Origin of the sequence: Parasediminibacterium schistidii, from assembly GCF_046546515.1 — a bacterium.
Classification (GTDB): Bacteria; Bacteroidota; Bacteroidia; order Chitinophagales; family Chitinophagaceae; genus Parasediminibacterium.
The window spans coordinates 151,661-176,435 of record NZ_JBKHKJ010000001.1 but is presented as its reverse complement, the minus strand read 5'-3'; the positions used below and the strand labels follow the sequence as shown (position 1 = coordinate 176,435).

The 24,775-nt window shown below is 38.7% G+C and carries 22 protein-coding genes; 13 read left to right on the top strand and 9 right to left on the bottom strand.

Annotated features, from left to right (window positions below; genetic code table 11):
- Positions 1–65 precede the first annotated feature (65 nt).
- Together ACHFIY_RS00640 and ACHFIY_RS00635 are read left to right on the top strand one after the other, a co-directional pair.
- Positions 66–1,460 (top strand): PAS domain-containing protein, encoded by a 1,395-nt coding sequence (locus ACHFIY_RS00640; protein ID WP_410844102.1) that lies wholly within the window; start codon positions 66–68, stop codon positions 1,458–1,460.
- Between the two features lie 22 nt (positions 1,461–1,482).
- Positions 1,483–1,884: a response regulator gene (locus tag ACHFIY_RS00635; protein ID WP_410844101.1), complete on the top strand. Its 402-nt coding sequence runs from the start codon at positions 1,483–1,485 to the stop codon at positions 1,882–1,884.
- Positions 1,885–1,958: 74 nt separating this feature from the next.
- Here ACHFIY_RS00635 and trmD read toward each other — a convergent pair whose 3' ends face one another.
- Positions 1,959–2,678 (bottom strand): tRNA (guanosine(37)-N1)-methyltransferase TrmD, encoded by a 720-nt coding sequence (gene trmD, locus ACHFIY_RS00630; protein WP_410844100.1) that lies wholly within the window; start codon positions 2,676–2,678, stop codon positions 1,959–1,961.
- Between the two features lie 379 nt (positions 2,679–3,057).
- On the opposite strand from trmD, the gene ACHFIY_RS00625 reads away from it, so the two are divergent.
- Positions 3,058–4,050 (top strand): sugar phosphate nucleotidyltransferase, encoded by a 993-nt coding sequence (locus tag ACHFIY_RS00625; RefSeq protein ID WP_410844099.1) that lies wholly within the window; start codon positions 3,058–3,060, stop codon positions 4,048–4,050.
- Positions 4,051–4,116: 66 nt separating this feature from the next.
- Here ACHFIY_RS00625 and ACHFIY_RS00620 read toward each other — a convergent pair whose 3' ends face one another.
- From ACHFIY_RS00620 to ACHFIY_RS00605, 4 genes are all read right to left on the bottom strand, one after another.
- Positions 4,117–5,352, bottom strand: coding sequence for an RNA polymerase sigma factor (locus tag ACHFIY_RS00620; RefSeq protein WP_410844098.1), 1,236 nt, complete (start codon positions 5,350–5,352; stop codon positions 4,117–4,119).
- A 145-nt stretch (positions 5,353–5,497) separates the two neighbouring features.
- Complete coding sequence (locus tag ACHFIY_RS00615; RefSeq protein ID WP_410844097.1) at positions 5,498–5,845, bottom strand: TfoX/Sxy family protein; 348 nt, start codon at positions 5,843–5,845, stop codon at positions 5,498–5,500.
- A gap of 344 nt (positions 5,846–6,189) precedes the next feature.
- A complete protein-coding gene (locus tag ACHFIY_RS00610) occupies positions 6,190–6,537 on the bottom strand; it encodes a YciI family protein (RefSeq protein ID WP_410844096.1) in 348 nt (115 codons plus the stop codon).
- A 190-nt stretch (positions 6,538–6,727) separates the two neighbouring features.
- Positions 6,728–7,111 carry a VOC family protein gene (locus ACHFIY_RS00605; RefSeq protein WP_410844095.1) on the bottom strand — a complete coding sequence of 128 codons (384 nt, stop codon included), beginning with the start codon at positions 7,109–7,111 and terminating at the stop codon, positions 6,728–6,730.
- Positions 7,112–7,526: 415 nt separating this feature from the next.
- Between ACHFIY_RS00605 and ACHFIY_RS00600 the strand changes: the two genes are divergently transcribed.
- The 4 genes from ACHFIY_RS00600 to ACHFIY_RS00585 all read left to right on the top strand — a co-directional run bounded on the left by ACHFIY_RS00600 (position 7,527) and on the right by ACHFIY_RS00585 (position 10,230).
- On the top strand, positions 7,527–8,072 hold the full coding sequence (locus tag ACHFIY_RS00600; protein WP_410844094.1) for an RNA polymerase sigma factor: 546 nt from the start codon (positions 7,527–7,529) through the stop codon (positions 8,070–8,072).
- A 36-nt stretch (positions 8,073–8,108) separates the two neighbouring features.
- The gene (locus ACHFIY_RS00595; protein WP_410844093.1) at positions 8,109–8,855 is read left to right on the top strand and encodes a hypothetical protein; all 747 of its coding nucleotides are present in this window, start codon (positions 8,109–8,111) and stop codon (positions 8,853–8,855) included.
- A gap of 26 nt (positions 8,856–8,881) precedes the next feature.
- Positions 8,882–9,328, top strand: coding sequence for a hypothetical protein (locus tag ACHFIY_RS00590; protein ID WP_410844092.1), 447 nt, complete (start codon positions 8,882–8,884; stop codon positions 9,326–9,328).
- A 203-nt stretch (positions 9,329–9,531) separates the two neighbouring features.
- Complete coding sequence (locus ACHFIY_RS00585) at positions 9,532–10,230, top strand: response regulator transcription factor (RefSeq protein ID WP_410844091.1); 699 nt, start codon at positions 9,532–9,534, stop codon at positions 10,228–10,230.
- A gap of 292 nt (positions 10,231–10,522) precedes the next feature.
- On the opposite strand, the gene fusA is transcribed toward ACHFIY_RS00585, so the two are convergent.
- The 3 genes from fusA to ACHFIY_RS00570 form a co-directional block, all read right to left on the bottom strand.
- Complete coding sequence (gene fusA / locus ACHFIY_RS00580; protein ID WP_410844090.1) at positions 10,523–12,673, bottom strand: elongation factor G; 2,151 nt, start codon at positions 12,671–12,673, stop codon at positions 10,523–10,525.
- 400 nt (positions 12,674–13,073) lie between these two features.
- On the bottom strand, positions 13,074–14,006 hold the full coding sequence (locus ACHFIY_RS00575; protein ID WP_410844089.1) for a hypothetical protein: 933 nt from the start codon (positions 14,004–14,006) through the stop codon (positions 13,074–13,076).
- Positions 14,007–14,017: 11 nt separating this feature from the next.
- The gene (locus tag ACHFIY_RS00570) at positions 14,018–15,331 is read right to left on the bottom strand and encodes an MBOAT family O-acyltransferase (protein ID WP_410844246.1); all 1,314 of its coding nucleotides are present in this window, start codon (positions 15,329–15,331) and stop codon (positions 14,018–14,020) included.
- 1,148 nt (positions 15,332–16,479) lie between these two features.
- On the opposite strand from ACHFIY_RS00570, the gene ACHFIY_RS00565 reads away from it, so the two are divergent.
- From ACHFIY_RS00565 to ACHFIY_RS00550, 4 genes are read left to right on the top strand one after another with little or no spacing between them, the layout of a single operon-like run.
- On the top strand, positions 16,480–18,240 hold the full coding sequence (locus tag ACHFIY_RS00565; protein WP_410844088.1) for a glutamine--tRNA ligase/YqeY domain fusion protein: 1,761 nt from the start codon (positions 16,480–16,482) through the stop codon (positions 18,238–18,240).
- A gap of 7 nt (positions 18,241–18,247) precedes the next feature.
- A complete protein-coding gene (locus ACHFIY_RS00560; RefSeq protein ID WP_410844087.1) occupies positions 18,248–18,553 on the top strand; it encodes a type II toxin-antitoxin system HigB family toxin in 306 nt (101 codons plus the stop codon).
- Between the two features lie 3 nt (positions 18,554–18,556).
- Positions 18,557–18,919 carry a hypothetical protein gene (locus ACHFIY_RS00555; protein WP_410844086.1) on the top strand — a complete coding sequence of 121 codons (363 nt, stop codon included), beginning with the start codon at positions 18,557–18,559 and terminating at the stop codon, positions 18,917–18,919.
- Between the two features lie 14 nt (positions 18,920–18,933).
- Positions 18,934–19,869: a hydrogen peroxide-inducible genes activator gene (locus ACHFIY_RS00550; protein WP_410844085.1), complete on the top strand. Its 936-nt coding sequence runs from the start codon at positions 18,934–18,936 to the stop codon at positions 19,867–19,869.
- Between the two features lie 160 nt (positions 19,870–20,029).
- On the opposite strand, the gene ACHFIY_RS00545 is transcribed toward ACHFIY_RS00550, so the two are convergent.
- Positions 20,030–22,030 carry a KUP/HAK/KT family potassium transporter gene (locus ACHFIY_RS00545; RefSeq protein WP_410844084.1) on the bottom strand — a complete coding sequence of 667 codons (2,001 nt, stop codon included), beginning with the start codon at positions 22,028–22,030 and terminating at the stop codon, positions 20,030–20,032.
- A 172-nt stretch (positions 22,031–22,202) separates the two neighbouring features.
- On the opposite strand from ACHFIY_RS00545, the gene ACHFIY_RS00540 reads away from it, so the two are divergent.
- Complete coding sequence (locus ACHFIY_RS00540; RefSeq protein ID WP_410844083.1) at positions 22,203–23,717, top strand: hypothetical protein; 1,515 nt, start codon at positions 22,203–22,205, stop codon at positions 23,715–23,717.
- A gap of 17 nt (positions 23,718–23,734) precedes the next feature.
- Positions 23,735–24,721, top strand: a complete 987-nt coding sequence (locus ACHFIY_RS00535) for a hypothetical protein (RefSeq protein WP_410844082.1) — start codon at positions 23,735–23,737, stop codon at positions 24,719–24,721.
- The last annotated feature ends 54 nt before the right edge of the window (positions 24,722–24,775 follow it).

The window sequence follows — 24,775 nt, the reverse complement described above, 5'->3', positions numbered from 1 at the left end:
TTGTTTATTAATAACAATTTTTGGTTTTAACAGCATGCTGGCAGCTTGCAAAACGAAAAAATAGAATGATGTTTTCTCAAAAGACACTGGACTTGCTGGTAATTGAAGACAATTTGGGAGACGCCCTATTGATTCAGGAATACTTGAATGATGTGGCATCGGTACCTAAAATTGCAATTGCAGGCACTTTTGCAAAAGCAAAGGGCTTTTTGGCAGGCGTCCATTCTTTTGACGCCGTTTTCCTCGACCTTTCCTTGCCAGACCATAGCGGTGAAGATTTGGTGAACGAGATTGTAGAACTGGCAGGGCTAACCCCCGTGATTGTATTAACCGGGTATAGCAATAGGGAATTTGGCATTAAAACCCTCGCCTTGGGCGTGTCGGATTATTTGCTGAAAGACGAGCTAGATGTTTCGCAGCTAAGCAAAAGCCTTACTTACAGCATAGAACGCAAACGAATAGAACAGAAATTAATAAAAAGCAACGAACGCTATGAGATAGTGGCAAAAGCCACCAGCGACACTATATGGGATTGGGACATTGCAAACAAGACTGTGGTATGCAACCACGGAATCAACACTGTATTTGGCTACCCGGAGGAGGAAGTGGCGCAAACGGAAAAATGGTGGCGGGCAAGGATACACCCAGATGACTATAAGAACATAGTAAAAGCGTTGGTGTCTATTTTTAAATCGGGAAATTCGCTCCTGCAATTAGAATATAGGTTCCGCTGTGCGGACGATAGTTATAAATATGTTTTAGACAGGGCTTTTCTTGTGCTTGACGATGCTAAAAAGCCAATACGGATGATTGGTGCCATGCAAGACATAACCAGCAAAAAAGAGGAAGAACACCGATTAAAATTGCTGGAATCAGTTATTGCGCAGGCCACCGATGCTGTATTAATTACTGAGGCAGAACCCATGGACGAACCCGGCCCAAGGATAGTATATATAAATGAGGCATTTACCAAAATGACAGGGTACACCCGGGAAGAAGCGATAGGCAAAACCCCTAGGATGCTACAAGGCTCAAAATCGGACGAAGAGGAACTAAAAAAGTTGAAGGTTGCCATGGAAAATTGGCAGCCTTGCACCATAGAGTTGATTAATTACAAGAAAAACGGTGATGAGTTTTGGATAAATATTGCCATATCGCCCGTGGCAGACAGCACTGGGTATTTCACCCACTGGATAGCCGTGGAAAGAGATGTTACCGACCGTAGGAATTACCTTCAGGCTATTGAAAGCCAAAACAAGAAATTAAAGGAAATAGCATGGACCCAATCGCATATAGTAAGGGCACCCGTGGCACGCATCATGGGGCTGGTAAACATGCTTACCGAGCCTTTTCCCGGTGAAGTGGTTGATAATACCGAACTAATTAATATCATTGCAGATTCTGCAAATGAACTAGATTTGATTATCAGGGAAATAGTGCAGAAAACAGAAAACGTTTAAAATCCAATACACGCCAGCAAACATGAATTTGAAAGTATTAATTGTAGATGACGACCCAACAATAAAGCTATTGCACAGAGCGATAGTGGTGAAAAGCAACCTATCTGCCCAGCCCCTTGTTTTTGGGGATGGAAAAGCTGCTTTTGACTATTTCAGCACCCAGTACGACGAAAATGAAAATTACCTTATTTTACTAGATATTAATATGCCAGTAATGAATGGCTGGGATTTTTTAGGTGCCATCCAAGATTTTTCATTTGCAAATAAGTTACGGGTTATTATGGTTACATCCTCTGTTGACAGTGCCGACAAAGAAAATGCCAAACAGTTCCCACAGGTAATTGGTTACTTGGAAAAACCATTGAAGGTAGATGCTTGCAATTTTATAAAAACAATACCTGCGGTAGCTCCTTTTTTTGCTTGAGTGGGCAAACCTGAAATGTAGGCTGTTCAGAATAGGCTTTCTCTCTTTGCCTCCTTGCCTTGTTGCCTACCCAATCAATCCCTCAAAATATCTGGCCGCCTTTCGGTTGTTTTTTGTACACTTTGTTCATGTCGCCAGTCCTCAATTTTTACGGGGTGACCCGTCAGTAAAATATCTGGCACTTTTTGCCCCTTAAACTCGGCAGGCCGGGTATATACGGGCGGGGCAAGCAGGTTGTCTTGGAAACTATCAAACAATGCAGATGTTTCATCGTTTAGTACACCCGGTATCAACCTGCCAATAGAATCAACCACAACTGCCGCTGCCAGTTCGCCACCACTTAGCACATAGTCGCCAATAGAAATTTCTAGGGTTACATACAAGTCCCTGATACGCTGGTCTATGCCTTTGTAATGCCCGCAAATAATCAGCAGGTTTTCTTTCATGGAAAGCTGGTTGGCAGTTTGTTGGTTGAATGTTTTGCCATCTGGGGTCATATATATTATCTCATCGTATGTAGTGGTTTTTTGCAGGTGTTCAATTGCGTTTGCCAAAGGCTCGCACATCATCACCATGCCTGCTCCTCCACCGTACTGGTAGTCATCCACCTGCCCATGTTTGTTTATTGCCCACTCCCGCAGGTTGTGGGTACGCACAGCAAGCAGCCCCTTGTCCTGCGCCCTTTTCATGATGCTGTGGCTAAAAGGGCTTTCTAACAATTCAGGTGCCACGGTGATGATGTCTATCTGCATGAGGCGGCAAATATCGGCATTATATAAATTCCCAGCAATCATTTATGCGTCTGCCATTCTTCCTTATTTCCTTGGTGTTACTTTTAGTCTTTAAGCCTTTGTGGCAAGAAAATACTTGAATAGTAACCATTACTTGCAACAAACCTTGAATGGGTTAAATAACTGTGGCAAAGGGTGTACGCCCATGTTAGGCATCTCGGGAGCAGGATGTATATTTAATATTAATATGTAATAACTATTGTTTATTTTGATAAAAAAGAAATTGCTTTAAGGATAAAAAGGGCTTTTTGTACCCTAATGCAGTTATAAAAAATTGCATGAAAAAAGAATTTCCTATTTTCACGCTGTAATAATCGTGTTTGGGCTTGCAATTTAAAGCATACAAGGGGCAACTAAATTATCTTAAATAAACACTTTTTACATGAAAGCAATTATTCCAGTGGCGGGTGCAGGTACTAAATTGAGGCCACATACATATACACAACCAAAAGCATTGATACCCATAGCCGGTAAAACCATACTTAGTTTTATCGTGGACCAGTTGCATGATGCTGGCATCAACGAATTTGTTTTTATAGTTGGCTACCTAGGTGAAAAAATTAAAGAGTATGTGCTGCATACCTACCCCGATTTGGTTACCCATTTCGTTTTCCAGAACGAAAGGCAGGGTACTGGCCACGCAATAGAGCTTACTAGGAGCATTGTGGGCAACGATGAAGTTTTTATAGCTCTTGGCGACACCATTTGCGAGTACGACGTAAAAGAGGTAATGGACAGCCCATACAGCATGTTGGGCATAAAAAAAGTAGATAACCCCAGCGATTTTGGCGTGGCAGCAATAGACGAGGAAGGTTTTATAGAGCAAGCCGTGGAAAAGCCAAATATCCCTAAAAGCAACATGGCTTTGGTGGGCTTGTACAAAATAAAAGAAACCGACCTGCTTTACGAGTGTTTAAGCAAGCTAGCTTTGAAAAATGTAACGACACATACGGGTTACAACCTTACAGATGCCTTGGACTGCATGGTAAAAGAAGGCGTTAAAATAAAATCGTTCAAGGTAAAACACTGGTTTGACTGTGGCAAAAAAGAAACCTTGCTGTATAGCAATGCAACGCTCCTGAAAAAATCGGGCGGAAACGTACCCACAGACCATCCTTATAAAGACTGCATCATTATCCCACCAGTAAGCATAGCCGACGGCTGCGAAATTTCTCATTCTATCATTGGCCCGCATGTGGCTATCGGGGCAAATACCAGCATCAGGCATTCCATTGTTAGGGACAGCATTATAGGTTCTTATACAAACCTGTTTGAAGTGGTTTTAGACAATTCCCTCATTGGCAGCGATGCTTCTGTAAAAGGATTGAGCCGCAATTTGAATATTGGGGACAATACGGAGATAGATTTTGGGTAATGTCTGAACCACGATTTTGGGGATACGGAGTATAATTCTTTTTGAGGCACCAACCCAAGGTTGAAATTACCCCAACCTCCTCATACTCTTCAAAATAGCCCCTTTATCACTTTCTGCTTTTGCTAAGCCCAATGCTTTTTGATAATGGGCAAGTGCTTTTCCATTATCAACGTCAGTATATAAATGCCCCAATAAGGAATGGTAAAATTGATTGCCGCTTAGTTGTAGTTTTTCTGCTTCAATGATGGCTTGGGCTTTTCCATTGGCTTTTGCTAGCGCATAGGTCCTGTTTAGGGCGGCGATGGGTGAATATTCTATTTGCAATAGCTTATTATACAATTGTAGGATGCTTTCCCATTTTTCATGTGTATCTGTTTTATGCGTATGCCAGTAAGCTATGGCAGCTTCTAAATGGTATTTGGAAATCTGGCGGCCTTGGGATGCTTGGTTTAAATAATATTCGCCTTTGGAAATTAATTCTTTGTTCCACAAATTGCTGTCTTGGTCTTCGTATAAAATAATTTCCCCGGCTTCGTTTGTCCTAGCTTCAAAGCGTGACGCATGGAAACACATCAACGACAGCAATGCATTGGCTGCGGGTTGGTTGGTGGCTTCATTCCCAATTAATAAATAAACCAGCCGCATGGCTTCCACACATAAATCTTGCCGTAAGGTGGTATTTTGTGTGGTGGAATAATAGCCTTCGTTGAACAATAAATACAGAGTGGTCAATACCGTACCTAGCCTTTCATTGATGGCTGTTGGGGAAGGCAATTCTATAGGTACATTTTCTGTACGCAGTTTTTCTTTACCTCTTTTCAGACGTTTATAAATCGTTTCCCGGTTGGTGAGAAAAGCATCTGCTATCTCCTCGGCACCAAAGCCGCAAAGGATATTTAAGGATAAACCTATCTGTGCTTCTACAGGTATTACGGGGTTGCAAATCGCAAACATCATCTGCAATTGGCTGTCGTTGATGTTTTGGTTCGATAAATCTATCTCTATCTCCTGCCCTTCGGTAAATTGTTGTTGTAGGTTTACTGCAATTTTGCTGGTGAAAAGGTTATCCCTTTTTAAATAATCTTTCGTTTTGTTTTTGGCAACGGTGTACAACCATGCCGTAGGGTTTTGCGGCAACCCTTTTAAACCCCATAATTCGGAAGCCAGCAAAAAAGTATCGCTCACAATATCTTCTGCAATGGCGATATGTTGAATGCCAAATAGTTTGGAGAGTACGGCAACAATTTTCCGGTACTCAGTCCTGAATAAATGGGGCAACAAGAATTTTTCCGGGTCTTGCATATATTATTTTACTGGCCATTTGCCTGCAATATATACCATTGATTAAATGATTTGCATGATTTTAATGATTGAAACCCTTGGCTTGAAGACTTTTATTAGAATGATTTTCGCAAACTATTTTCTGTCAATATAAACGTAGGTATCGCTACTTCTTTTTCTTTTTCGGGGCAGCTTTTGCTTTTTTATTGAAATCTAAAGCCATGTTTATCCACTTGTCAAAATCTTCTTTTGTAGCAATACCTTCTTCCTGCACATATACAAACCCTTTCATTGTGCGGCCACTGTGTATCATTTCACGGCAATAGGATTTTTCTATAATTGTGTCATGAAGCAATGGGTCAATCCTTACCATCAATTCGTCACCACTTACGCTGATGCACATTTTTCCGTCCACCATAAACGTAACGCCACGGAACATTTTCTTTTCTTCCACATCGGGAATATGTTCCAGTGCTTCGCGAATGCGGTTGGCTAAAATTTGATTGTAAGCCATGAATAAATTTTATGATGGGCAAGGTAAAAATAAAAACCAATATACCTACAATTGCGGGGTGCATAAAAGCATTTCGCTTTTAGACGTGAGCATTTTCTAATCCCATCGGGATTTTACGTTTATAGCAATAGAAAAGCGGCTATCTTTCGACCCCTTCGGGGTCGCATGTGGCTTGTAAATCAATTGCTTTCTATAAACGTTTGATGCCGATGGCATCAGTTGTGTCAAGCACATATTTTCATCCCTACACTTAGTATTCTACCCCTAGAGCAAAAAACTTTTATTCACCCACAATTGTTAGTTTAGACCTGACAAGCTTTTAAACCCAATAAGGTCTTTACTAATTACATTTTGATAATTTCCCTTATTTCTACGTTTCCATTAACGTTTAAAATAGGGCAGCCTTTCGATAGCTCCAAAGCTTCTTCCAGCGAATCTGCTTTTACGGCTATGTAGCCACCAATACTTTCTTTTACTTCTACATAAGGGCCATCAACAATTATATTGTTGGGTTTTAAAACTTTCCCTTCAACAGCCAATCTATTGCCTGGGTCTAAAAGTTTGCCTTGCGCAGCAATACCGCCAATCCAATCCATCCAATATTTCATCATCTGTTCCATCTCTGCCGGCGAGCGTTTTTCTTCACTAACAGTAACAGCATCCCTCCTGAATATCAATAAAAACGCTTTCATGGTTTTTTATTTTATTTTTAAAATTAGGTTTTTACTAAGCGCAATTTGAAGAAATTAGCCACAAAGGCACGAAAGCACGAAGCGGCACAAAGATTTGAAGGAAGAAAAAAGACAAAACATGTAAATTTTTTCTCAGTGCATCTTTTTGGCTTCGTGACTTTGTGGCAAAATAAGCGTTTGTAATTATTATTTATTTATTGGAGTGCAAGCCTACTGCATTTCCTTCAGAATCTATAAAAAATGCCATAAAGCCTATTTCATCGCTTATTTTGGTTTTGGGCATTACCACTTTGCCTCCCGCAGCTTCTATTTTAGAAAGTGGAGTGGCCAAATCTGGGTTGCCATTCAGGTAAAGTTTCACGCCATCCGCACTCGGCTTATGCATATTGCTTTCTACCAAACTGCCAGAAACTTTCCCGTTCATGTCTTCCGCAGGAAAAAAAGCCATTTGCCTTCCCATCATTTCCTGTTGTGGGAGTTCAATGCCAAAAATGGTTTCATAAAATGTTTTTGCACGGCTGATATCTGCTACGGATATTTCAAACCAATTGAGTGCATTTTCTTGAGCTGTCATGTTATTTATTTTTAATTATAATGAAATAATACTGTAATAACGATTGGGCTTTGCTTGTTTGGACAAACTATAAATTTTTTTTTAGAGGGATCCGATTAAACATCATTTCCTCAAAACGATTTACAAAACACATGCTTGCTACAACACATTTTATCTGTAATAAAATATTTGCAATAAACTAGAATATTTCAAAAAAATTATTACAATGTTGTAATAAAAATTTTGTAATAATCATAATTATTGCAAATAAAATATTGCAACTATAAAATGAAATGGATAACTGCTTTTTAAAATTCTTGTTTTATAAGCGAAAGATTATTATTAAAAAGTAACGATGTAATTGCATGATTAAACTACTTTAAACTTTCGTACCCAATGATTGTCTATCTTTAGAATATTCCATAAAAAAGATTGCATGCACTTAGATGACAGGGAACTACTTGATCTTTTTAGAGACGGCTCTACAAAAGAATTGGCTTTTACGGCCATTATCAAGAAGTACCAGGAAAAACTTTATTGGCATATCCGGAAAATGGTTATCAGCCATGAGGATACTAATGATATGCTCCAGAATGTGTTTATCAAAGTGTGGAAGGGGCTGGAAAATTTTAGGGAAGATAGTCAACTATATACATGGCTTTACAGGATTGCTACAAATGAATGCTTGACTTTTTTAGAACAACAGAAAAGAAAAGCAACCTTGAGCTTAGGCGATGAGGAAAATGGACTGAGCAACACCATAAAAGCAGATAAAAACTTTGATGGCAACCAATTGGAATGGAAACTGCAACTAGCCATCCAAAAATTGCCGGAAAGGCAACGCTTGGTTTTTAACCTGCGTTACTACGATGAAATGCCGTATGAAAAAATGAGCAAGATTTTAGAAACCAGCGAGGGTGCGTTGAAAGCAAGCTACCACCACGCTGCCAAGAAAATTGAGCAATATATTTTAAATAGTTAAACATACGGGCTTTCATGTAGTCATAATAATACAAAAATGGAAAAGGTAAACAACATAGTAAACGGGCAAATAGGGATAAAAGTAGGCTTACAGCCAGGCATCAAATTGCCTTATTCTGTACCTGCTTTTTATTTCGACCAGCTTTTAACCAGTATCTTCAATAGCTTGCTTGCTACTGAAAAATTGGTTGCAAAAAAGCCACAACCCAATTTTGCTATGCCAGATGGCTACTTTAACCATTTGGCAGAAACAATTGCAATGTCTGTAATAACTGCCTCGCCTAAAAGTGAAACGCAGGAAGAACTGGCAAGCATTGCGCCTTTCTTAAGCACCCTATCTAGGCAATACCCTTATCAAGTGCCAGATAATTATTTTGAAAACTTGACAATACATGAAGTTATAATTGCCCCTGTAGTGGGAAAAATAATACCCATTTCCCGTGCTAGGTATTGGGCTAAGCTGGCGGCAGCAGCTTCTGTTGCCTGCATTGTAGCGGCTGGAGCATTACTTTTTTCAGGCAAAAATGGCAGCCAGACCGATGTGCTTGCTTATAAAACAACAGATGCAACTATTAAAAGCAATATCAATAATTTGAGCGATGATGAATTGACCAAATATTTAAACAACGATTATCTGGCCTACAATGCAGACATGGTAATTATTGACGATGGCGGCGCAGCACCAGACCTAGAGCAAAAAGTAGAAGCTGTGCCTGACGAGGACTTGGATCAATATCTACAGGACGCGGCTACATCGGCCCCGATAATAAAAAAAGGAATTTAAAATTTGGTACTATATCCATATAAATCATGAGAATAATCAAGATAATTATATTAATACCATTATTAGTAGCCACTTTGCTGGAAGCACAAAGCCCGGCAAGGCAGGCAACCGTACAGGCTTTAAAAGTGGCGTTTCTTACCAAAGACTTAAATCTTACAGCGGATGAAGCACAAAAATTCTGGCCTGTTTACAACACCTATATAGATGAATTGAAAAAAACAAAAAAGGACAGCAAGGAAGACGTGCTAGCTTTTGAAGAAAGGGCTTTGGCGATAAAGAAAAAATACAGTATTGATTTTAAAAGGATACTAGCATCGGACGAAAGAGCAAACAAGGTTTTTTTGTCTGACAGGAATTTTGCCATGTTTATAAAAAAAGAATTGCAAGACCGCCAGCGCCTGCGCTCCATGCGCCAAGGTTTCGGCGATATGGACAGGAACAACAAACCTACACAGCCCCAAACAGACAATTAGTGGTGAGTGGTGAATAGTGAGTGGTTATCCGTCAGTAGTAGGTGGTAACTAGGCACAATCTTGTTTATTAATTCTGATAACTCACCACCGACCACTCGTCACTCACCAGTAGCCCTCTACCGCTTTTAACAAAACCTTGCACGGTCTTTGTGGCGTGTTCACTTTAACTGTATATCTTTATGGTGTACAAATAAATTTAATTTATGGAAGGAAGGAAATATAGAGTGCTATTATGTGAAGACGATACCAACCTAGGTATGGTATTGAAAAACTATTTAGAACTGAATGATTATGAAGTAGTACTGGAAAGAGACGGTCGCTTGGGGTTTGCTGCTTTTCAAAGGGAAAAATTTGATATATGCCTGCTTGATGTAATGATGCCGCATGTAGACGGTTTCAGTTTGGCGGAAGACATTAGGGATATTGACCCGGAAATACCTTTGTTTTTCCTGAGTGCGAAAACAATGAAAGACGATATTATCAACGGCTACAAACTTGGTGCAGACGACTATGTTACCAAGCCATTCGACAGTGAAGTACTGCTTTTGAAAATAAAAGCTATACTAAAACGCAATGAAGAAGAAACACGCATCAGCGAAAACACAGAGTTTGATTTAGGGTCTTACCACTTCAACCCCAAGCTAAGGGAACTAAGTCACGATGGCAAAACACAAACACTTTCCCCTAAGGAAAATGATTTGTTGAAAATGCTAGCCGAAAACAAAAACGATTTATTGCCTCGCGAAAGGGCATTAAAACGCATTTGGGGCAGTGACACCTACTTCAATGGCAGAAGTATGGACGTATATATTGCAAAACTGCGCAAATACCTTAGGGACGATGAAAACATCGAGATTGTAAATATCCATGGCAATGGTTTTAGGTTGGTAGTGCCAGCTTAAAGTATTTGCCACAAAACAATAATATACGCAAAAGCCACCCTTTATACAGGTGGCTTTTGTATTGGGCGCATTTCATAAAAGGGCTACAACTATACAAATATTAATGGAGGCTGTCCAGAATAGGCTTATACCATTTCGTTCACTTTCCAATGGGTTGAAACCCATTGGAAAGTGAACGAAAACTGTCCGAAAAGAGCCCTTTGTCTGAACAATCTACCTTATTGGTTTAATACCTCACAAAAAAAGCCCCCGAAAACATCGGGGGCCCAGTATATAAAATATATAAAAAATCTTAATCTTCGCTTTTCGCTTTTCCTTTGCTCTTCGCTATTACTTCTTCAGCAATATTGTTTGGCGCATTGTTATAGTGCGAAAACTCCATGGTAGAAGATGCACGGCCAGAAGACAATGAACGCAGTTGGGTTACATAACCAAACATTTCGCTCAATGGCACTTTAGCCTTGATAACTTGTAAGTTAGCCCTGCTATCCATACCTTCCAACATACCGCGACGACGGTTAAGGTCACCCGTTACATCACCCATGTATAAATCTGGTGTTAAAACTTCCACCCTCATGATTGGTTCCAATAAAGTTGGTTTTGCTTTGCGTCCCGCTTCCCTGAATGCACTTTTAGCACACAGTTCAAAGCTCATCGCATCACTATCCACATCGTGGTAGCTACCATCAAATATCCTTACTTTCATGTTATTAACTGGGTAACCAGCTAATATACCTTGAGGCATAGATGTTTCAAAACCTTTTTGAATGGCCGCATGGAACTCCTTAGGAACAGAACCACCATGTATGTCATTTACAAATTGGAAGTGCTTGCCTTCGTTTTCCTTAATCCATTCTTCATCAGCAGGACCAAGGTCAAATTGAATATCGGCGAATTTACCACGACCACCAGATTGTTTTTTCAAGATTTCACGGTGTGTAACGGTAATACCAAAACACTCTTTGTAAGCCACCTGAGGCGCACCTTGGTTCACTTCTACCTTAAACTCACGACGCAAACGGTCAATGATAATTTCAAGGTGCAACTCACCCATACCACGCAAAATGGTTTGACCAGTATCTTCATCGGTGTTTACACGCAATGTAGGATCTTCTTCCACTAATTTAGCGATAGCCATACCCATTTTATCAACGTCTGCCTGCGTTTTAGGCTCAACAGCAATAGCGATAACTGGTTCTGGGATAAACATATTCTCTAATGCAATAGGGAATTTTTCATCACATAAAGTATCACCTGTTTTAATTTCCTTAAACCCTACCGCAGCGGCAATATCACCAGCTTCAATAAAATCTATAGGGTTTTGCTTGTTAGCAAACATTTTCATGATACGGCTGATACGCTCTTTTTTACCACTCCTTACGTTCAATACATAAGAACCAGCATCCAAGTGACCAGAATAGCAACGGAAGAAAGCCAAACGACCCACGAAAGGATCGGTCATGATTTTGAAAGCTAATGCCGCAAATGGTTCTTTTGCATTAGGGGCACGTGTAACGATGTCGCCAGTATCTGGATTGATACCAGAAATATCATCAACATCAACTGGGCTTGGGAGGTAACGACAAACGGCATCCAATGCAGTTTGTACACCTTTATTTTTGAATGAAGAACCGCACATCATTGGAACGATACTTAAATCGATACAAGCTTTACGGATAGCTTCATGCATTTCTTCTTCTGTGATAGTATTAGGATCATCAAAGAATTTCTCCATCAACAAATCATCATATTCAGCAACAGCTTCTACTAGGTTAGCCCTCCATTCGTTGGCTTCATCCACCATGTCAGCAGGTACAGGAATTTCCTTGAAAGTCATACCTTCTGTTTCCATATCCCATATCACCCCCTTCATGGTAATCAAATCTACCACACCAATAAAATCGTCTTCTGCACCAATAGGCAATTGCAAAGGCACCGCATTGGCACCCAACATTTCCTTAATTTGGGCAACCACCATCAAGAAGTCAGCTCCAGAACGATCCATTTTGTTTACGAAACCAATACGTGGAACTTTGTAGCGGTTTGCCTGGCGCCATACAGTTTCAGATTGTGGTTCTACACCATCAACCGCACTGAACAAAGCAATCAAACCATCCAAAACACGCATAGAACGTTCTACCTCAATGGTAAAATCCACGTGACCCGGCGTATCGATAATGTTGAAATAGTAATCTTTTGTATTTGCATCAGCAACCCCTTTAATAGTCGGGAATTTCCACTGGCAGCTAACAGCAGCCGAAGTGATAGTGATACCCCTTTCTTTTTCCTGTTCCATCCAGTCAGTGGTAGCGGCACCATCGTGTACCTCACCAATTTTGTGGATCATACCGGTGTAGCGCAAGATACGCTCGGTAGTAGTGGTTTTGCCCGCATCAATGTGAGCAGCAATACCAAAGTTGCGTTGTAATTTTAAGTCCGCCATAACGATTTGTTATTTGTATTTATTTTTTTGTTGAGTGAAGTCTCAAGTATGTTTTCTATGCATTTACTGCCCGATACAACCCATTAAATCCCCTCACCCATTTTTTTAATGGCTGCAAATGTAGGGGTTTACAGGATTGAAAAATTTAGGAGGTGGTTACATGCTTAAAACTTTTGCCATAATTGCACACAATTAACAAGCATAAGCCTTTCTATTACCTCATCTATAGGAAACTATAAGACCAAATTTGGGTTTTCTATTTTGATAGTGGCAATTGCTATAAAATAGGCTATTTACATTAAGTTAAATTTCTCGCGCTTGAAAAGAAAAGGATAATGGAGGTATAAGTAATCTGGAATATTGAACTTGTAGTAGCTGAAAAAACAAACAATTATAGCCTTTACTTCAACACAGCAGCTAGTTTTTTAGTAAACGCTTCTGCACCTTCTTTGTTAAGGTGTAAAAAGTCAGCAAATTTTTCAAAGTGTCCATTATAGTCAGGATCGCTACTAAAATCCATGAATTTTATTGTAGGAAATGATTGAGTAATTTCTATTAATTTTTCTTTGCCCTTACTTTGTTCTTCTGGAACAAGTGTTGGCGATATTATAACATAAGTTGGTATGTGATTATCTACGCACTTTTTTAAAAAATTACTATAATAACTAAACGCTATAGTATCAATTTTTGGTGGTTTTTGCCTATTTTCTTCTGCCTGAAGAACAATCTTTTTTTTGACAAATGCTATTTCAGTGGCATTCATTTTTTTAATCATAGGGTCATACCCCCCTTGAATTTTTGGCAAATTATTGGCTTGAGACAAGTTACTAATTGTGGTAAAAAAAGTAGAGTTATAAGTATAAACGTTGCTCAAAAGTTCCCATTTGGCTGCAGGGCTGCTAAGTTTTATGTATTTAATTAATTCGGGATGTTCCTTGCAATAAGGTAGGAAAACAGAAAGCCGCTCATATTTAACAGGGCTTTCATCAAATTCCCAAGCATTGATATTTAATATGACCATGCTAGGCTTATGCCTATTAAAAATTACCTCTTGCAAGGCTGTAGCATATATAATGCCTTGGGCATCCATACCCAAATTATAGCAAGTTTTATGTAGTGAATCTGATAGAATAGCCGAAGAGTAATGCCGTGCAGCTCTTGAATTACCAAACACAAGAATGTCTTGGTTACTGCTGTCTAAAGAATATGTTGTTTGAGCAAATTGCCCTCTTTTTTGGCTAAAATATATATAGTGCAAACATTGCCCTATCATATAATCGAATATTGCCAAAATAAGGATGAATAGAAAAATTTTTTTTAGAAAAGCAAACATGCAAACTAGGTTTAAAATTGAAAATAGATAAATTGCCCACCATTGAATACACCAAACAATAGTATTATTAAAACCATCGTCATCAAAGCGCCCCAACGTATAATAATGTTGGGGTGATAGAAAAAATTAAGCTTTTCTGGAAAAAATTCTTTTCTATATTCAATTAACATCAGCATTGCAATAGCAAATAAGCATTCACCAAATGTGCTAAGAATAGATGTGCGGAAGGCAGGTTGCCCAAAAGAACGGAGATTATGGATAATAGTAATGGCATTGCCAAATGAACTGGCCCTAAAAAAAATCCATGCAAAACTAACTAGTAAAAAAACAATAAATATGCGTGCAACATCTGTAATGCGCTTGCTTATATGTAGTTTTAAATGTATGTCTTTTGTATATGGAGTTATCAACAATCCGATAATGGTATAAAATGCATGTAATGCGCCCCAAATGATAAAAGTATAATTTGCCCCATGCCAAACACCGCTTATCATAAACACAATAAGCAAATTTCGGTAGAGTTTAAATTTTGATACTCTGTTTCCACCTAAAGGGATGTATAAATAATCCCTAAACCAAGTTGACAAAGAAATATGCCACCTACTCCAGAACTCATTGATAGATTTTGCAAAGTATGGGCGTCTGAAATTGACCATCAAATCAAACCCCATTGTTCTTGCACTTCCAATAGCAATGTCTGAATAGCCTGAAAAATCACAATATATTTGTATAGCAAAGAAAAAACAAGCAATAGCTATTGAAGTGCCATTGTGGGCTTCTGCATTGTTAAAAATAGTATTTACATAAATAGATAAACGATCTGCTACCACTAGTTTTTTAAAAAAGCCCCATAGCATTTGTTTGAGGCCGTGTACCATATTGTCATAGTTAAAACTATGCTCCTCATGCATTTGATGAAGTATGTTTTGAGGCCGCTCAATAGGGCCTGCTACCAATTGCGGATAAAACATTACATAAAGGCTGTAAATACCAAAATGCTTTTCAGCTTTTTGATTGCCCCGGTAAACTTCAATCGTGTAACTCATTGCTTGGAAAGTATGGAAAGACAAACCAATAGGCAATAATATGCTTAAAAAAGGAAGCGGGTTTTTGGCATTAAAATTATTAAACAACAAAGAGATGTTGGTATTGATAAAATTATAATATTTAAAAAATACCAAAACTCCTATATTGGCTATAAGGCTACACAACAATAGGAGTTTTCGTTTCTTCTTGTCTGTTTCCTTTTCAATAAATATCCCTGCATAATAGTCTATAACGATAGTAAAACCTAGTATAAGTATGTAAATGGGCACAAAAGCCATATAAAAATAGCAACTAGCTATTAAAAGGAGCAACCACCGATATTTGTGCGGGAGGATAAAATATAAAGCCGTAACTACAACATAAAAAATTGCAAAAGCTATTGAATTGAATATCATAAGTGTATTACAGGTTTATGGTTATTTATAATAGTATATGTAGAATAAACCAGTTTTAATGAGCTAAATGTTGTATTAAATAAATAGGTTATAGTAAAGTTTCAAAGAAAAGCATAAATTACAATTCTTTCAAAACATTTTTTAAACTCAACAGAGCATAGAATAAAATTCACTTGAAAAGCGTGAATAAATAACTTTCCATGCTTTTCTAGGCTTGTAGCCTAAAAGCCATTTGCCGTTGCAGCAGGTAGCAAAAACAAACGCTTCTATTCTTCCATACTTTTTGCCTATTTTCCCATCCAAATACTTGATTTTATTAAAATTTTATTCCATGAATGTTGATATAAAGGTATTTTTAGCATTTCCCCAAAAAGAAAAAAGGAAAATTGCAGCGCAAGTATGGGTCAGCCTATCGCTGACAATGTTATTACACAGGAGGATATTGCCATTATTAGCCTACTAAAAAAAAGATGGATGACGTGCAAGTTGGAAAAGCAATAGCTCATATTTTGTACCACAAATGCAGTTGATACAGCGTATTTACAAAGCTAGCGTGCAAGCAGCCATATTGTAGTTCTTTTTTTACTAATATTAAAATAATTTTAGTCGCAAAATATAAACTTGTTTTATTGGCATAAAAGCATGCACTCTATGCTAGTAAATACTCATAAAGCACGCACAAATTTATCACAAAACCTTCATAAAAATTTTCAATATTATTGATAATCAATGGCTTACAAAGATGGGAACGATTTTTAAAAAACACTCCAACAACAAAAAAAGCCCAAAATCAACAAAACTGAAACTAGTTTAATAAAAAAATAGATGACATTGATATTATTAAAAATGTGCAAATATTTTCTTCTTGCCCTCTCACCTGCTCCCCTCCCTTTGTAGAACTTATCCCGGTCTTTCGGGAATAGTGAGTTTAGCTGGATTGATTTTTCAAAAAAAGCGAAAAACATTTATGCCCCATTTCCCCAACCTTGCCCATAGCATTTTTGCAACGCTTACATTTGCAAGAATGGGTAATGAACACAAGATCACCCACTAGCATTATTATGAGCGAGGAAAAAAGCCTGAATTTTTTGGAGGAAATAGTAGAAGCAGACTTAGCCAGCGGCAAGCATAAGAAAATATTGACCCGTTTTCCGCCGGAGCCCAATGGCTACTTGCATATTGGCCATGCCAAAAGCATCTGCCTCAACTTTGGGTTAGCAAAAAAATATGGGGGGGCTACCAACCTCCGTTTCGACGATACCAACCCCGTAACAGAAGACACAGAGTATGTAGATAGTATTAAAGAAGATGTGCAATGGCTAGGTTTTAACTGGGCTTCGGAGTTGTATGCTTCTGATTATTTTGAGCAATTGTACCAATTTGCGTTGGCATTAATTTATAAAGGCTTTGCTTATGTAGATGACAGTACCAGCGAGGAAATTGCAGTACAAAAAGGCACACCTACACAACCAGGCGTAAATAATCAATACAGGGATAGGACAATAGACGAAAACCTTAAATTATTTACCGCAATGAAACAGGGTAAATACAAGGATGGTGAAAAAGTACTGCGTGCCAAAATAGATATGGAAAGCACCAATATGCTGTTGCGTGACCCTATTATCTATCGTATAAAACATGCCCACCACCACCGTACAGGCGATACTTGGTGCATTTACCCTATGTACGATTTTGCGCATGGGCAAAGTGATTCTATTGAAAACATTACCCATTCGATATGTACGTTGGAGTTTGTACCACACAGGCCGATGTACGATTGGTGCATTGAGAAACTGGGCATTTACCCATCCAAACAATATGAGTTTGCACGGTTGAACATGACTTATACGGTGATGAGCAAACGCAAATTGCTGCAACTGGTGAATGAAAACCATGTAAATGGATGGGACGACCCACGTATGAGTACGCTTAGCGGCATGAGGCGAAGGGGCTTTACACCAGAAAGCATCCGTGAGTTCTGCGAAAAAATTGGCGTAGCAAGAAGGGAAAACTTGATTGATTTTAGCCTATTGGAATTTTGTGTGCGGGAACACCTGAACAAAATAGCTCAACGCAGGATGGTAGTTTTTGACCCGTTGAAAATAGTGATTACCAATTACGAAGCCGGCGGGGAAACCTTGCAAAGCGAAAACAACCCCGAAGATGAAAATGGCGGCGAGAGGCCAGTACCTTTCAGTAAAGAAATCTATATAGAAAAAGAAGACTTTATGGAAGTAGCACCTAAGAAGTATTTCCGTTTGGCACCGGGGCAAATGGTAAGGCTAAAAAGTGCTTATATTATTAAATGTGATGAGGTAGTAAAAGATGAAGAAGGCAATATTACTCACCTAAACTGCTCTTATATACCCGAAAGCAAAAGTGGAAGCGACACAAGCGGCATCAATGTAAAAGGCACGTTGCATTGGGTAAGCGTAGCAGATGCACTTCCAATAGAAATACGCTTGTATGACCGTTTGTTTACTGAAGAAAATGTAGCTGCGGCAGAAGGCGACTTTAAAAGCTATATTAATCCTGATTCTTTGCAGACGATTGAAACGGCGTATGCAGAACCCGAGCTGATAAAAGAGGCTGGCAATGAGTTAGTTCGGTTAAAAATAAGGTCACTTCGTAATAAAATCCCTACTGTAGATGATTCAGAGTATTTTATTACCAAAAGGTATCAATTTATCCGCAAAGGGTACTTCTGTTTAGATAAGGATAGTACGACCGACAAATTGGTCTTTAATCGGACTGTTACATTGAAAGATACGTGGACCAAAGTGAATAAATAGTAGCTTTATGGTAGTATTTAGTTATAAAACAATCAGGAATTTTTGTATAGAGCATCCAATGGCAACTGATGCACTAAATAATTGGTATCTTATTACGGAACAATCTAATTGGTCTAATTTCTATCAGGTTAAAGAAACGTTTAATTCTGTGGATTCTGTTGGAAATGATAGATACGTATTCAATATAAAAGGCAATCAATTTAGGTTAATTGCGATTAGTCATTTTAATACCAGGACAGTTTATATTGCATTTGTAGGTACGCATAAAGAATACGACAAGATAAATGCACAAAATGTTCTTTTTAAAAAGTAAATAATGAAAATTATCACAGAAAAAGATCATGAAAAGGCTTTGGAAAAAGTATTGGCTTTAATGAATAAGGGAGAGGCAAACTTAACAGCCACCGAAGCAAAGCAAATTCGCCAGTTAGGGTTGGCCATCCAATCTTATGAAAATAGCATTTACAACATCCCTACTCCAAAAACATTACAGGGTATGTTGGAGTTAAAGATGTACGAAATGAAATTGAAGCGCAACGAATTGGCTGACCTGTTGGGGCTTACTGAAATAAAACTTGCTAGAATACTAGATGGGAAAAAATCCCCTGATATAGCTTTCCTGAAAGCAGCATATCAAAAACTGCATATTGATGCTTCCTTTTTGATTGAACATGCTTAGGCAAAATCCCAAAAATGACTTTAGTACAACTAGAATATATTGTTGCAGTAGATACCTACCGGCATTTTGCGAAGGCTGCGGAGCATTGTTTTGTTACGCAGCCTTCGTTGAGTGCACAAATACAGAAGCTGGAAGAAGAATTGGGCGTAAAGATTTTTGACCGTACTAAGCAACCTGTTCTACCTACAGAACCTGGCCTTCAACTAATAGAACAAGCCCGAAAGATAATAGCCGAATGTGCCAGTTTTACCGAAATGGTAGATTCTAAAAAGAATATACTAACTGGGGAATTGAAAATTGGCGTGATACCTACGCTTGCCCCTTACTTGCTCCCTTTGTTTATTCAAGCTTTCGCAGCTAAGTTCCCATTGGTAAGGTTGGTGGTAAATGAATTGACCACAGATATTTTGATTGCCCGCCTAAGGGAAGGCAGGATAGATGTGGGTTTGCTGGTTACCCCCTTGAACGAAAAAGGTATACAGGAGGATGTGCTTTTTTATGAAGAAATGGTGGCCTATATCAGCAACAAAAATGAAGCCTATAAAAAAAACTATGTATTGGCTACCGATATTGACCCTGAGAAGTTATGGTTATTGGAAGAAGGACATTGTTTCCGCAGCCAAATTATAAACCTGTGCGAATTACGTAAAAGCAGCAAAGAAGGTAGCCATTTTGAATATGAAGCAGGCAGTTTGGAAACCTTGAGGCGAATGGTAGAAGTGAATGATGGTATTACTATTTTACCCGAATTGGCTACAACAGATTTAAGCACGGAACAACAGAAAAGCATCCGCCATTTTCAGGCACCTGCACCTGTAAGAGAGGTGAGTATTATTACCCATCGTGATTTTGCCAAACGCAGGTTGGTAGAGGCTTTGCGGACAGCCATTATTGCTTCCATACCTGAAAAGGTAAAAAACAACACAAAGGGGAATATTATTCCTATATAAGTTTTGTTGCTATTTAGGTATTTTCTCACCACATAAGCATATAATACACATAGTTTCTTCTTTTCTTGCCTATGTATGCTATGTGCCTATGTGGTGAGAAAGAATTTTTTTCTTTGTGCTTCTTTGAGTCTTTTAGCCTTTGTGTCTTTTTTATAAAAGCTTAATGACCTATATTAGGCACAACCGCATTGGGATTAATAATACGTTTCAGCCTTAGCTTGGTATAAGGCGAAACAATCAGCGGAAATTTTTCTACAGTTACATTGCTTGGGTCCAAGCCAAAACCCCTCTCCTCGCTAAGGCTAATGTCTTTAAGGAAGAAATAAAGCTTCATGATAATCCTTTCTATAAAAGGCAGCTCATTATCTTGGCTCAAGAATTTTTCCATAACTATAATCCTGAAATCCCCCACCACATTGTTCCTTTCCAAGCTTACATAGCGGCTGGTAATGTTTACTTCCTTGTTCATAACTAAGTCTTGGACTACTTGTTTCAGCATCAAGGTTATGCGTTGCTGTACCCTAAAGCCTAGCCTAAATTCAATACGGATTACTTCATCTGGCACCACATGATCCACAGTATATTCGCAGGTATAAGGGTCGTCCAATACATCTACATGCACAAACCAATACACATTGGCTCTTTTGGGCTTTCGGTTCAGTATTGAGTAAATGATTTTATGTTCAATTTCTTTAGGGTTGTTAGCACTAGTCATATATACCAAATGTGTAGCATAAGTAGGGATGCTAACATCTTCGCTCAACTCTTTTATCATGGGTATATAGTGCTGCAAGCGTACAAATTCTACATATCGGTTTTTAATTTTTCGGCTCCTGTACCAAACATACATAACAAGGAATAGACCGCCGCCTACCAATAGCGTTACATAGCCACCATGCGGGAACTTTTCTAAATTGGCTATCAGGAATGAAATTTCGATGGTAAAATATACACTTAAATAAACATAAATCCAAACAGGCGCCACCCTGTGGCTTACCAAAAAGTTGGCAAATAAAATGGATGTGCTAATCATGCACATGGTAATAGCCAAACCATAAGCAGCTTCCATATTTGCCGACCTTTGAAAGAATAATACCACACCTATACAACCCACAAAAAGCAGCAAGCTAATGCCAGGTATGTACAGTTGCCCTTTTTCTTCTGTTGGGTACACAATTTTCATTTTGGGCCACAGGTTCAGCCGCATGGCTTCGGCTATCAGCGTAAAAGAACCAGATATCAATGCCTGGCTGGCAATAATAGCAGCAACAGTTGCAATCACGATACCCACTAGCTTAAACCATATTGGCATAATGCCATAGAAAGGGTTAAAACCATTGTCAAATTCAGCCAGTGGTATCATTTTATCTTGAAAATGAGCCAACAGCCATGCGCCTTGGCCAAGGTAATTGAGTATAAGGCAAATTTTGACAAACACCCACGAATAACGGATATTGTCTTTGCCACAATGCCCCAAGTCGCTATATAAAGCCTCGGCACCCGTAGTACACAAGAAAACGGCACCTAAAATCCAAAACCCTTTAGGGTAAAGCGTTAGCAACTCAATAGCATAGTGGGGGCTTAGTGCTTTTAATATGCTAAAATCATCAGCCAAGTGCGATACACCTAGTGCAGCAAGCATGGTAAACCATACCCCCATGATAGGCCCAAACATTTTACCAATAGAAGCAGTGCCAAATTGTTGCAAAAGAAAGAGGAAGGAGATAACGGAGATAACAATAATAACAATAGTCTTCGTGGTTATGTCGTGGAAAACGGGCAATTGTTGAAGCCCTTCGATAGCAGAGGTAACGGAAATAGGTGGGGTGATAATGCCATCTGCCAGCAATGCTGCCCCTCCAATCATAGCAGGGATAACCAGCCATTTTTTTCTTCGCCGCACCAAGGCATACAAGCTAAATATGCCGCCTTCACCCTTATTGTCGGCCTGTAGTGTAAGTATTACATATTTTATAGTAGTTTGCAGTGTAAGTGTCCAGAAAATGCAGGATAGCGAGCCGAGTATCAATTCTTCTGATACAACCCTTCCTTTCACAATGGCGTTTAAAACATACAATGGCGAAGTGCCAATATCGCCGTAAATAATTCCTAATGCAATCAAAAGTCCAGCAGTTGTTACTTTGTTAATATGCTTGTTCACAGTAGAGGGTTTACTTACAAAATATTTTACACAACAAATGTATATGCTAATCGAATGCCGTTTGCTAAATGTTAACACTTTTAATGATTACAAAAGTAGAATTTTGTTCTATTCAGGCTTAAAAGTAGATTTTTTTGCATTTGTTTAAAATATATTAAGAACACATTTTTATATGAAAAAAAATACTTTATACCTCATTTTGTTGCTGTTGCTGCTGCTAAATAGTGCAAAATCGCAATTGGTAACTTATTCGGACCCAGACAAAGAAGATGCAAAAGATTTAACTTTTGAGGTAATTGGCAAACTAAATGGCAATATCCATATTTACAAAAGCTATAGGGATTATAATTATATAAATTTGTATGATATTAATATGCATCAGGTAGCCAAAAAAAATTTAGCATTTATGCCCGAAAAAGTAATAAACGTAGATTTTTTGCAATATCCCGATTTTTACTACCTTTTTTACCAGTACCAAAAGAAATCTGTGGTGTACTGCATGGCCATAAAGTTTGACAACAATGCAGAAAAAGTAGGGGAACCAATATTGCTAGACACCACCAGCCTTTCATTTAGTACCAGCAATAAAATTTATACCATCATCAATAGCGAAGACAAACAAAAGCTGATGCTGGTGAAAATAAACAGGCCCGACGAAAAAATAAACCAGGTAACCACCGTATTGCTCGATAAGCAACTGCAATTGGTGAAAAAAACATCCATGACTTTGCAAATGAAGGAACGGTATGCAACCTTGTCGGAATTTCAAATAGACAACACGGGTGATCTAGCTTTTCTCAAGGCTTTTGGAAGTGGGCAAAGTGACATTGTAAACAAACTAACCCTTGTAACTAAGCCAGCCAAGGAAGACACGTTAGGCTTTACTGAAGTAAACATAGGCGGGATTTTTTTAGACGACATACGCCTGAAAGTAGATAATTACAACAAGCATTACCTAATCACGTCTTTTTTCGCCAAGCAAAGGCGGGGCAACACGGATGGCTTTTTTTGCTATTTGTGGGACAAGGCAGCACAAAAAGCAATACTGAACACAAGGATAGAGTTTTCGGATGATTTTAGGGCGGACGCAAAAAATGAAGGCTCTTTAAAAACGGCATTGAACGATTATTTCCTCAGGAATATTGTCATTAAAAAAGATGGTGGGGTTTTGCTTGCGGCAGAATCTGCCTATACCGCATCTAATGGCAGCGACCTTTACAACCGCTGGGATGGCTTTGGCTCCCCTTACAGTGGGTTCAATAATTATTCCGTGTACGGCGCAGGCGGCTTGTATGGCAATCCTTTTTATAGGAACTATAATACAGTAACCCGTTACTTTGCCGACAATATTATTGTACTTTCTATTGACGTTACCGGAAAAATGGAGTGGAGCAATATTATCAGGAAAGCCCAGCAGGACGAGAACACAGACAATTTTATTAGCTATGGCATTTTAAACACAGGCGATAAAGTACATTTCCTTTTCAATTTACAGGAAAAAAGACAAAGTGTTTTTTCAGATCAAAGTATTACCCCCGAAGGACAAATTACGCGTAGCGCCATCATCAGGGGGCTTGACAAGGGGTACGATTTCATGCCCCGGCACGGCAAACAAACAGGCATAAGGCAAATTATTGTGCCTTGCCAGTTTAGGGGCTACATTTGCTTTGCAAAAATTGATTTTTAATTCACCAAACATATTCAGTGGTTTTTTTATTTAAAGATAAATCTATAGGCAGTATTTTTTTCTTGGTTGCGCTTTGCTGTGCAGTTCATGCCCATTTGTTTATCCACCCCCCTGTTATTGCAATAACGGAAGACAGTGGCATTATATCCTATACGTTAGAACACTATTTCACCAACGCATTTCCTTCGCTGGCAACATGCTTGTACATAGCCATTGTTTTGATACAAGCCATACGCCTAAACCTGCTGCTGAACGACTTAAGGATGTATAGCACCGCTGGTTTTACAACAGCATTGACTTATGTGCTCCTTACCGCCATCCTACCCCAATGGTCCTATATTAGCCCTGCATTAATTGCCAACTCATTTGTAATTTGGATATTTATTTTCCTCAGCAGGTTGTACAACAACCCCAACCCCCGTTCCTTGTTGTTTAATACGGGCTTGGTAGTAGGTATTTCTTTTTTATGCTACCACCCAACTGCTATCCTTATAGCGGTAGTATTGTTTGCCTTGGCTGTAGTAAGGCCATTTATATTAAGCGAATGGTTTGTGCTGCTGTTGGGCATTTTGATGCCCATTTATGTGTTCCTGTCGCTGCTGTTTTTAAACGACAATATGCCAATTTTCGTTACTATGCTTCCCCATTTATCACTGCACTTGCCAGTGGGCCATACCGATGTTTGGGTTTGGGTAAAGCTAATGACTATGGTATTAATGTTATTTGTTGGCTTGCAGTACTGGAGCGTGCAAAACAACAGGATGGTAATACAAATAAGAAAAAACTGGTCGGCCATGCTGGTAATGCTGGTAATTATATTGCCCATCCCTTTTATTTTTAAAGGGGTAGGTTTAGATTCCGCTATCTTATGTTTAGTACCTTTGGCATCGTTTATTGGCAATGCTTACCTGTATCCAAAAAAAATGCTATTGCCCAATATAATGTTTTGGCTTTGTATTGTTTTGGTTATACATACAAACTGGGTAATGGGAGTAGGTAATTAGGAATTGTTTTAAGTTTTTTATTTTAAGTTTTAAGTTATTTTAATTAGTGTAATT

Coding starts and splice junctions, on each gene's coding strand:
- ACHFIY_RS00640 (WP_410844102.1), top strand. CDS start 66: ATGATGTTTTCTCAAAAGACACTGGACTTGCTGGTAATTGAAGACAAT.
- ACHFIY_RS00635 (WP_410844101.1), top strand. CDS start 1,483: ATGAATTTGAAAGTATTAATTGTAGATGACGACCCAACAATAAAGCTA.
- trmD (WP_410844100.1), bottom strand. CDS start 2,678: ATGATTGCTGGGAATTTATATAATGCCGATATTTGCCGCCTCATGCAG.
- ACHFIY_RS00625 (WP_410844099.1), top strand. CDS start 3,058: ATGAAAGCAATTATTCCAGTGGCGGGTGCAGGTACTAAATTGAGGCCA.
- ACHFIY_RS00620 (WP_410844098.1), bottom strand. CDS start 5,352: ATGCAAGACCCGGAAAAATTCTTGTTGCCCCATTTATTCAGGACTGAG.
- ACHFIY_RS00615 (WP_410844097.1), bottom strand. CDS start 5,845: ATGGCTTACAATCAAATTTTAGCCAACCGCATTCGCGAAGCACTGGAA.
- ACHFIY_RS00610 (WP_410844096.1), bottom strand. CDS start 6,537: ATGAAAGCGTTTTTATTGATATTCAGGAGGGATGCTGTTACTGTTAGT.
- ACHFIY_RS00605 (WP_410844095.1), bottom strand. CDS start 7,111: ATGACAGCTCAAGAAAATGCACTCAATTGGTTTGAAATATCCGTAGCA.
- ACHFIY_RS00600 (WP_410844094.1), top strand. CDS start 7,527: ATGCACTTAGATGACAGGGAACTACTTGATCTTTTTAGAGACGGCTCT.
- ACHFIY_RS00595 (WP_410844093.1), top strand. CDS start 8,109: ATGGAAAAGGTAAACAACATAGTAAACGGGCAAATAGGGATAAAAGTA.
- ACHFIY_RS00590 (WP_410844092.1), top strand. CDS start 8,882: ATGAGAATAATCAAGATAATTATATTAATACCATTATTAGTAGCCACT.
- ACHFIY_RS00585 (WP_410844091.1), top strand. CDS start 9,532: ATGGAAGGAAGGAAATATAGAGTGCTATTATGTGAAGACGATACCAAC.
- fusA (WP_410844090.1), bottom strand. CDS start 12,673: ATGGCGGACTTAAAATTACAACGCAACTTTGGTATTGCTGCTCACATT.
- ACHFIY_RS00575 (WP_410844089.1), bottom strand. CDS start 14,006: ATGTTTGCTTTTCTAAAAAAAATTTTTCTATTCATCCTTATTTTGGCA.
- ACHFIY_RS00570 (WP_410844246.1), bottom strand. CDS start 15,331: ATGGCTTTTGTGCCCATTTACATACTTATACTAGGTTTTACTATCGTT.
- ACHFIY_RS00565 (WP_410844088.1), top strand. CDS start 16,480: ATGAACACAAGATCACCCACTAGCATTATTATGAGCGAGGAAAAAAGC.
- ACHFIY_RS00560 (WP_410844087.1), top strand. CDS start 18,248: ATGGTAGTATTTAGTTATAAAACAATCAGGAATTTTTGTATAGAGCAT.
- ACHFIY_RS00555 (WP_410844086.1), top strand. CDS start 18,557: ATGAAAATTATCACAGAAAAAGATCATGAAAAGGCTTTGGAAAAAGTA.
- ACHFIY_RS00550 (WP_410844085.1), top strand. CDS start 18,934: ATGACTTTAGTACAACTAGAATATATTGTTGCAGTAGATACCTACCGG.
- ACHFIY_RS00540 (WP_410844083.1), top strand. CDS start 22,203: ATGAAAAAAAATACTTTATACCTCATTTTGTTGCTGTTGCTGCTGCTA.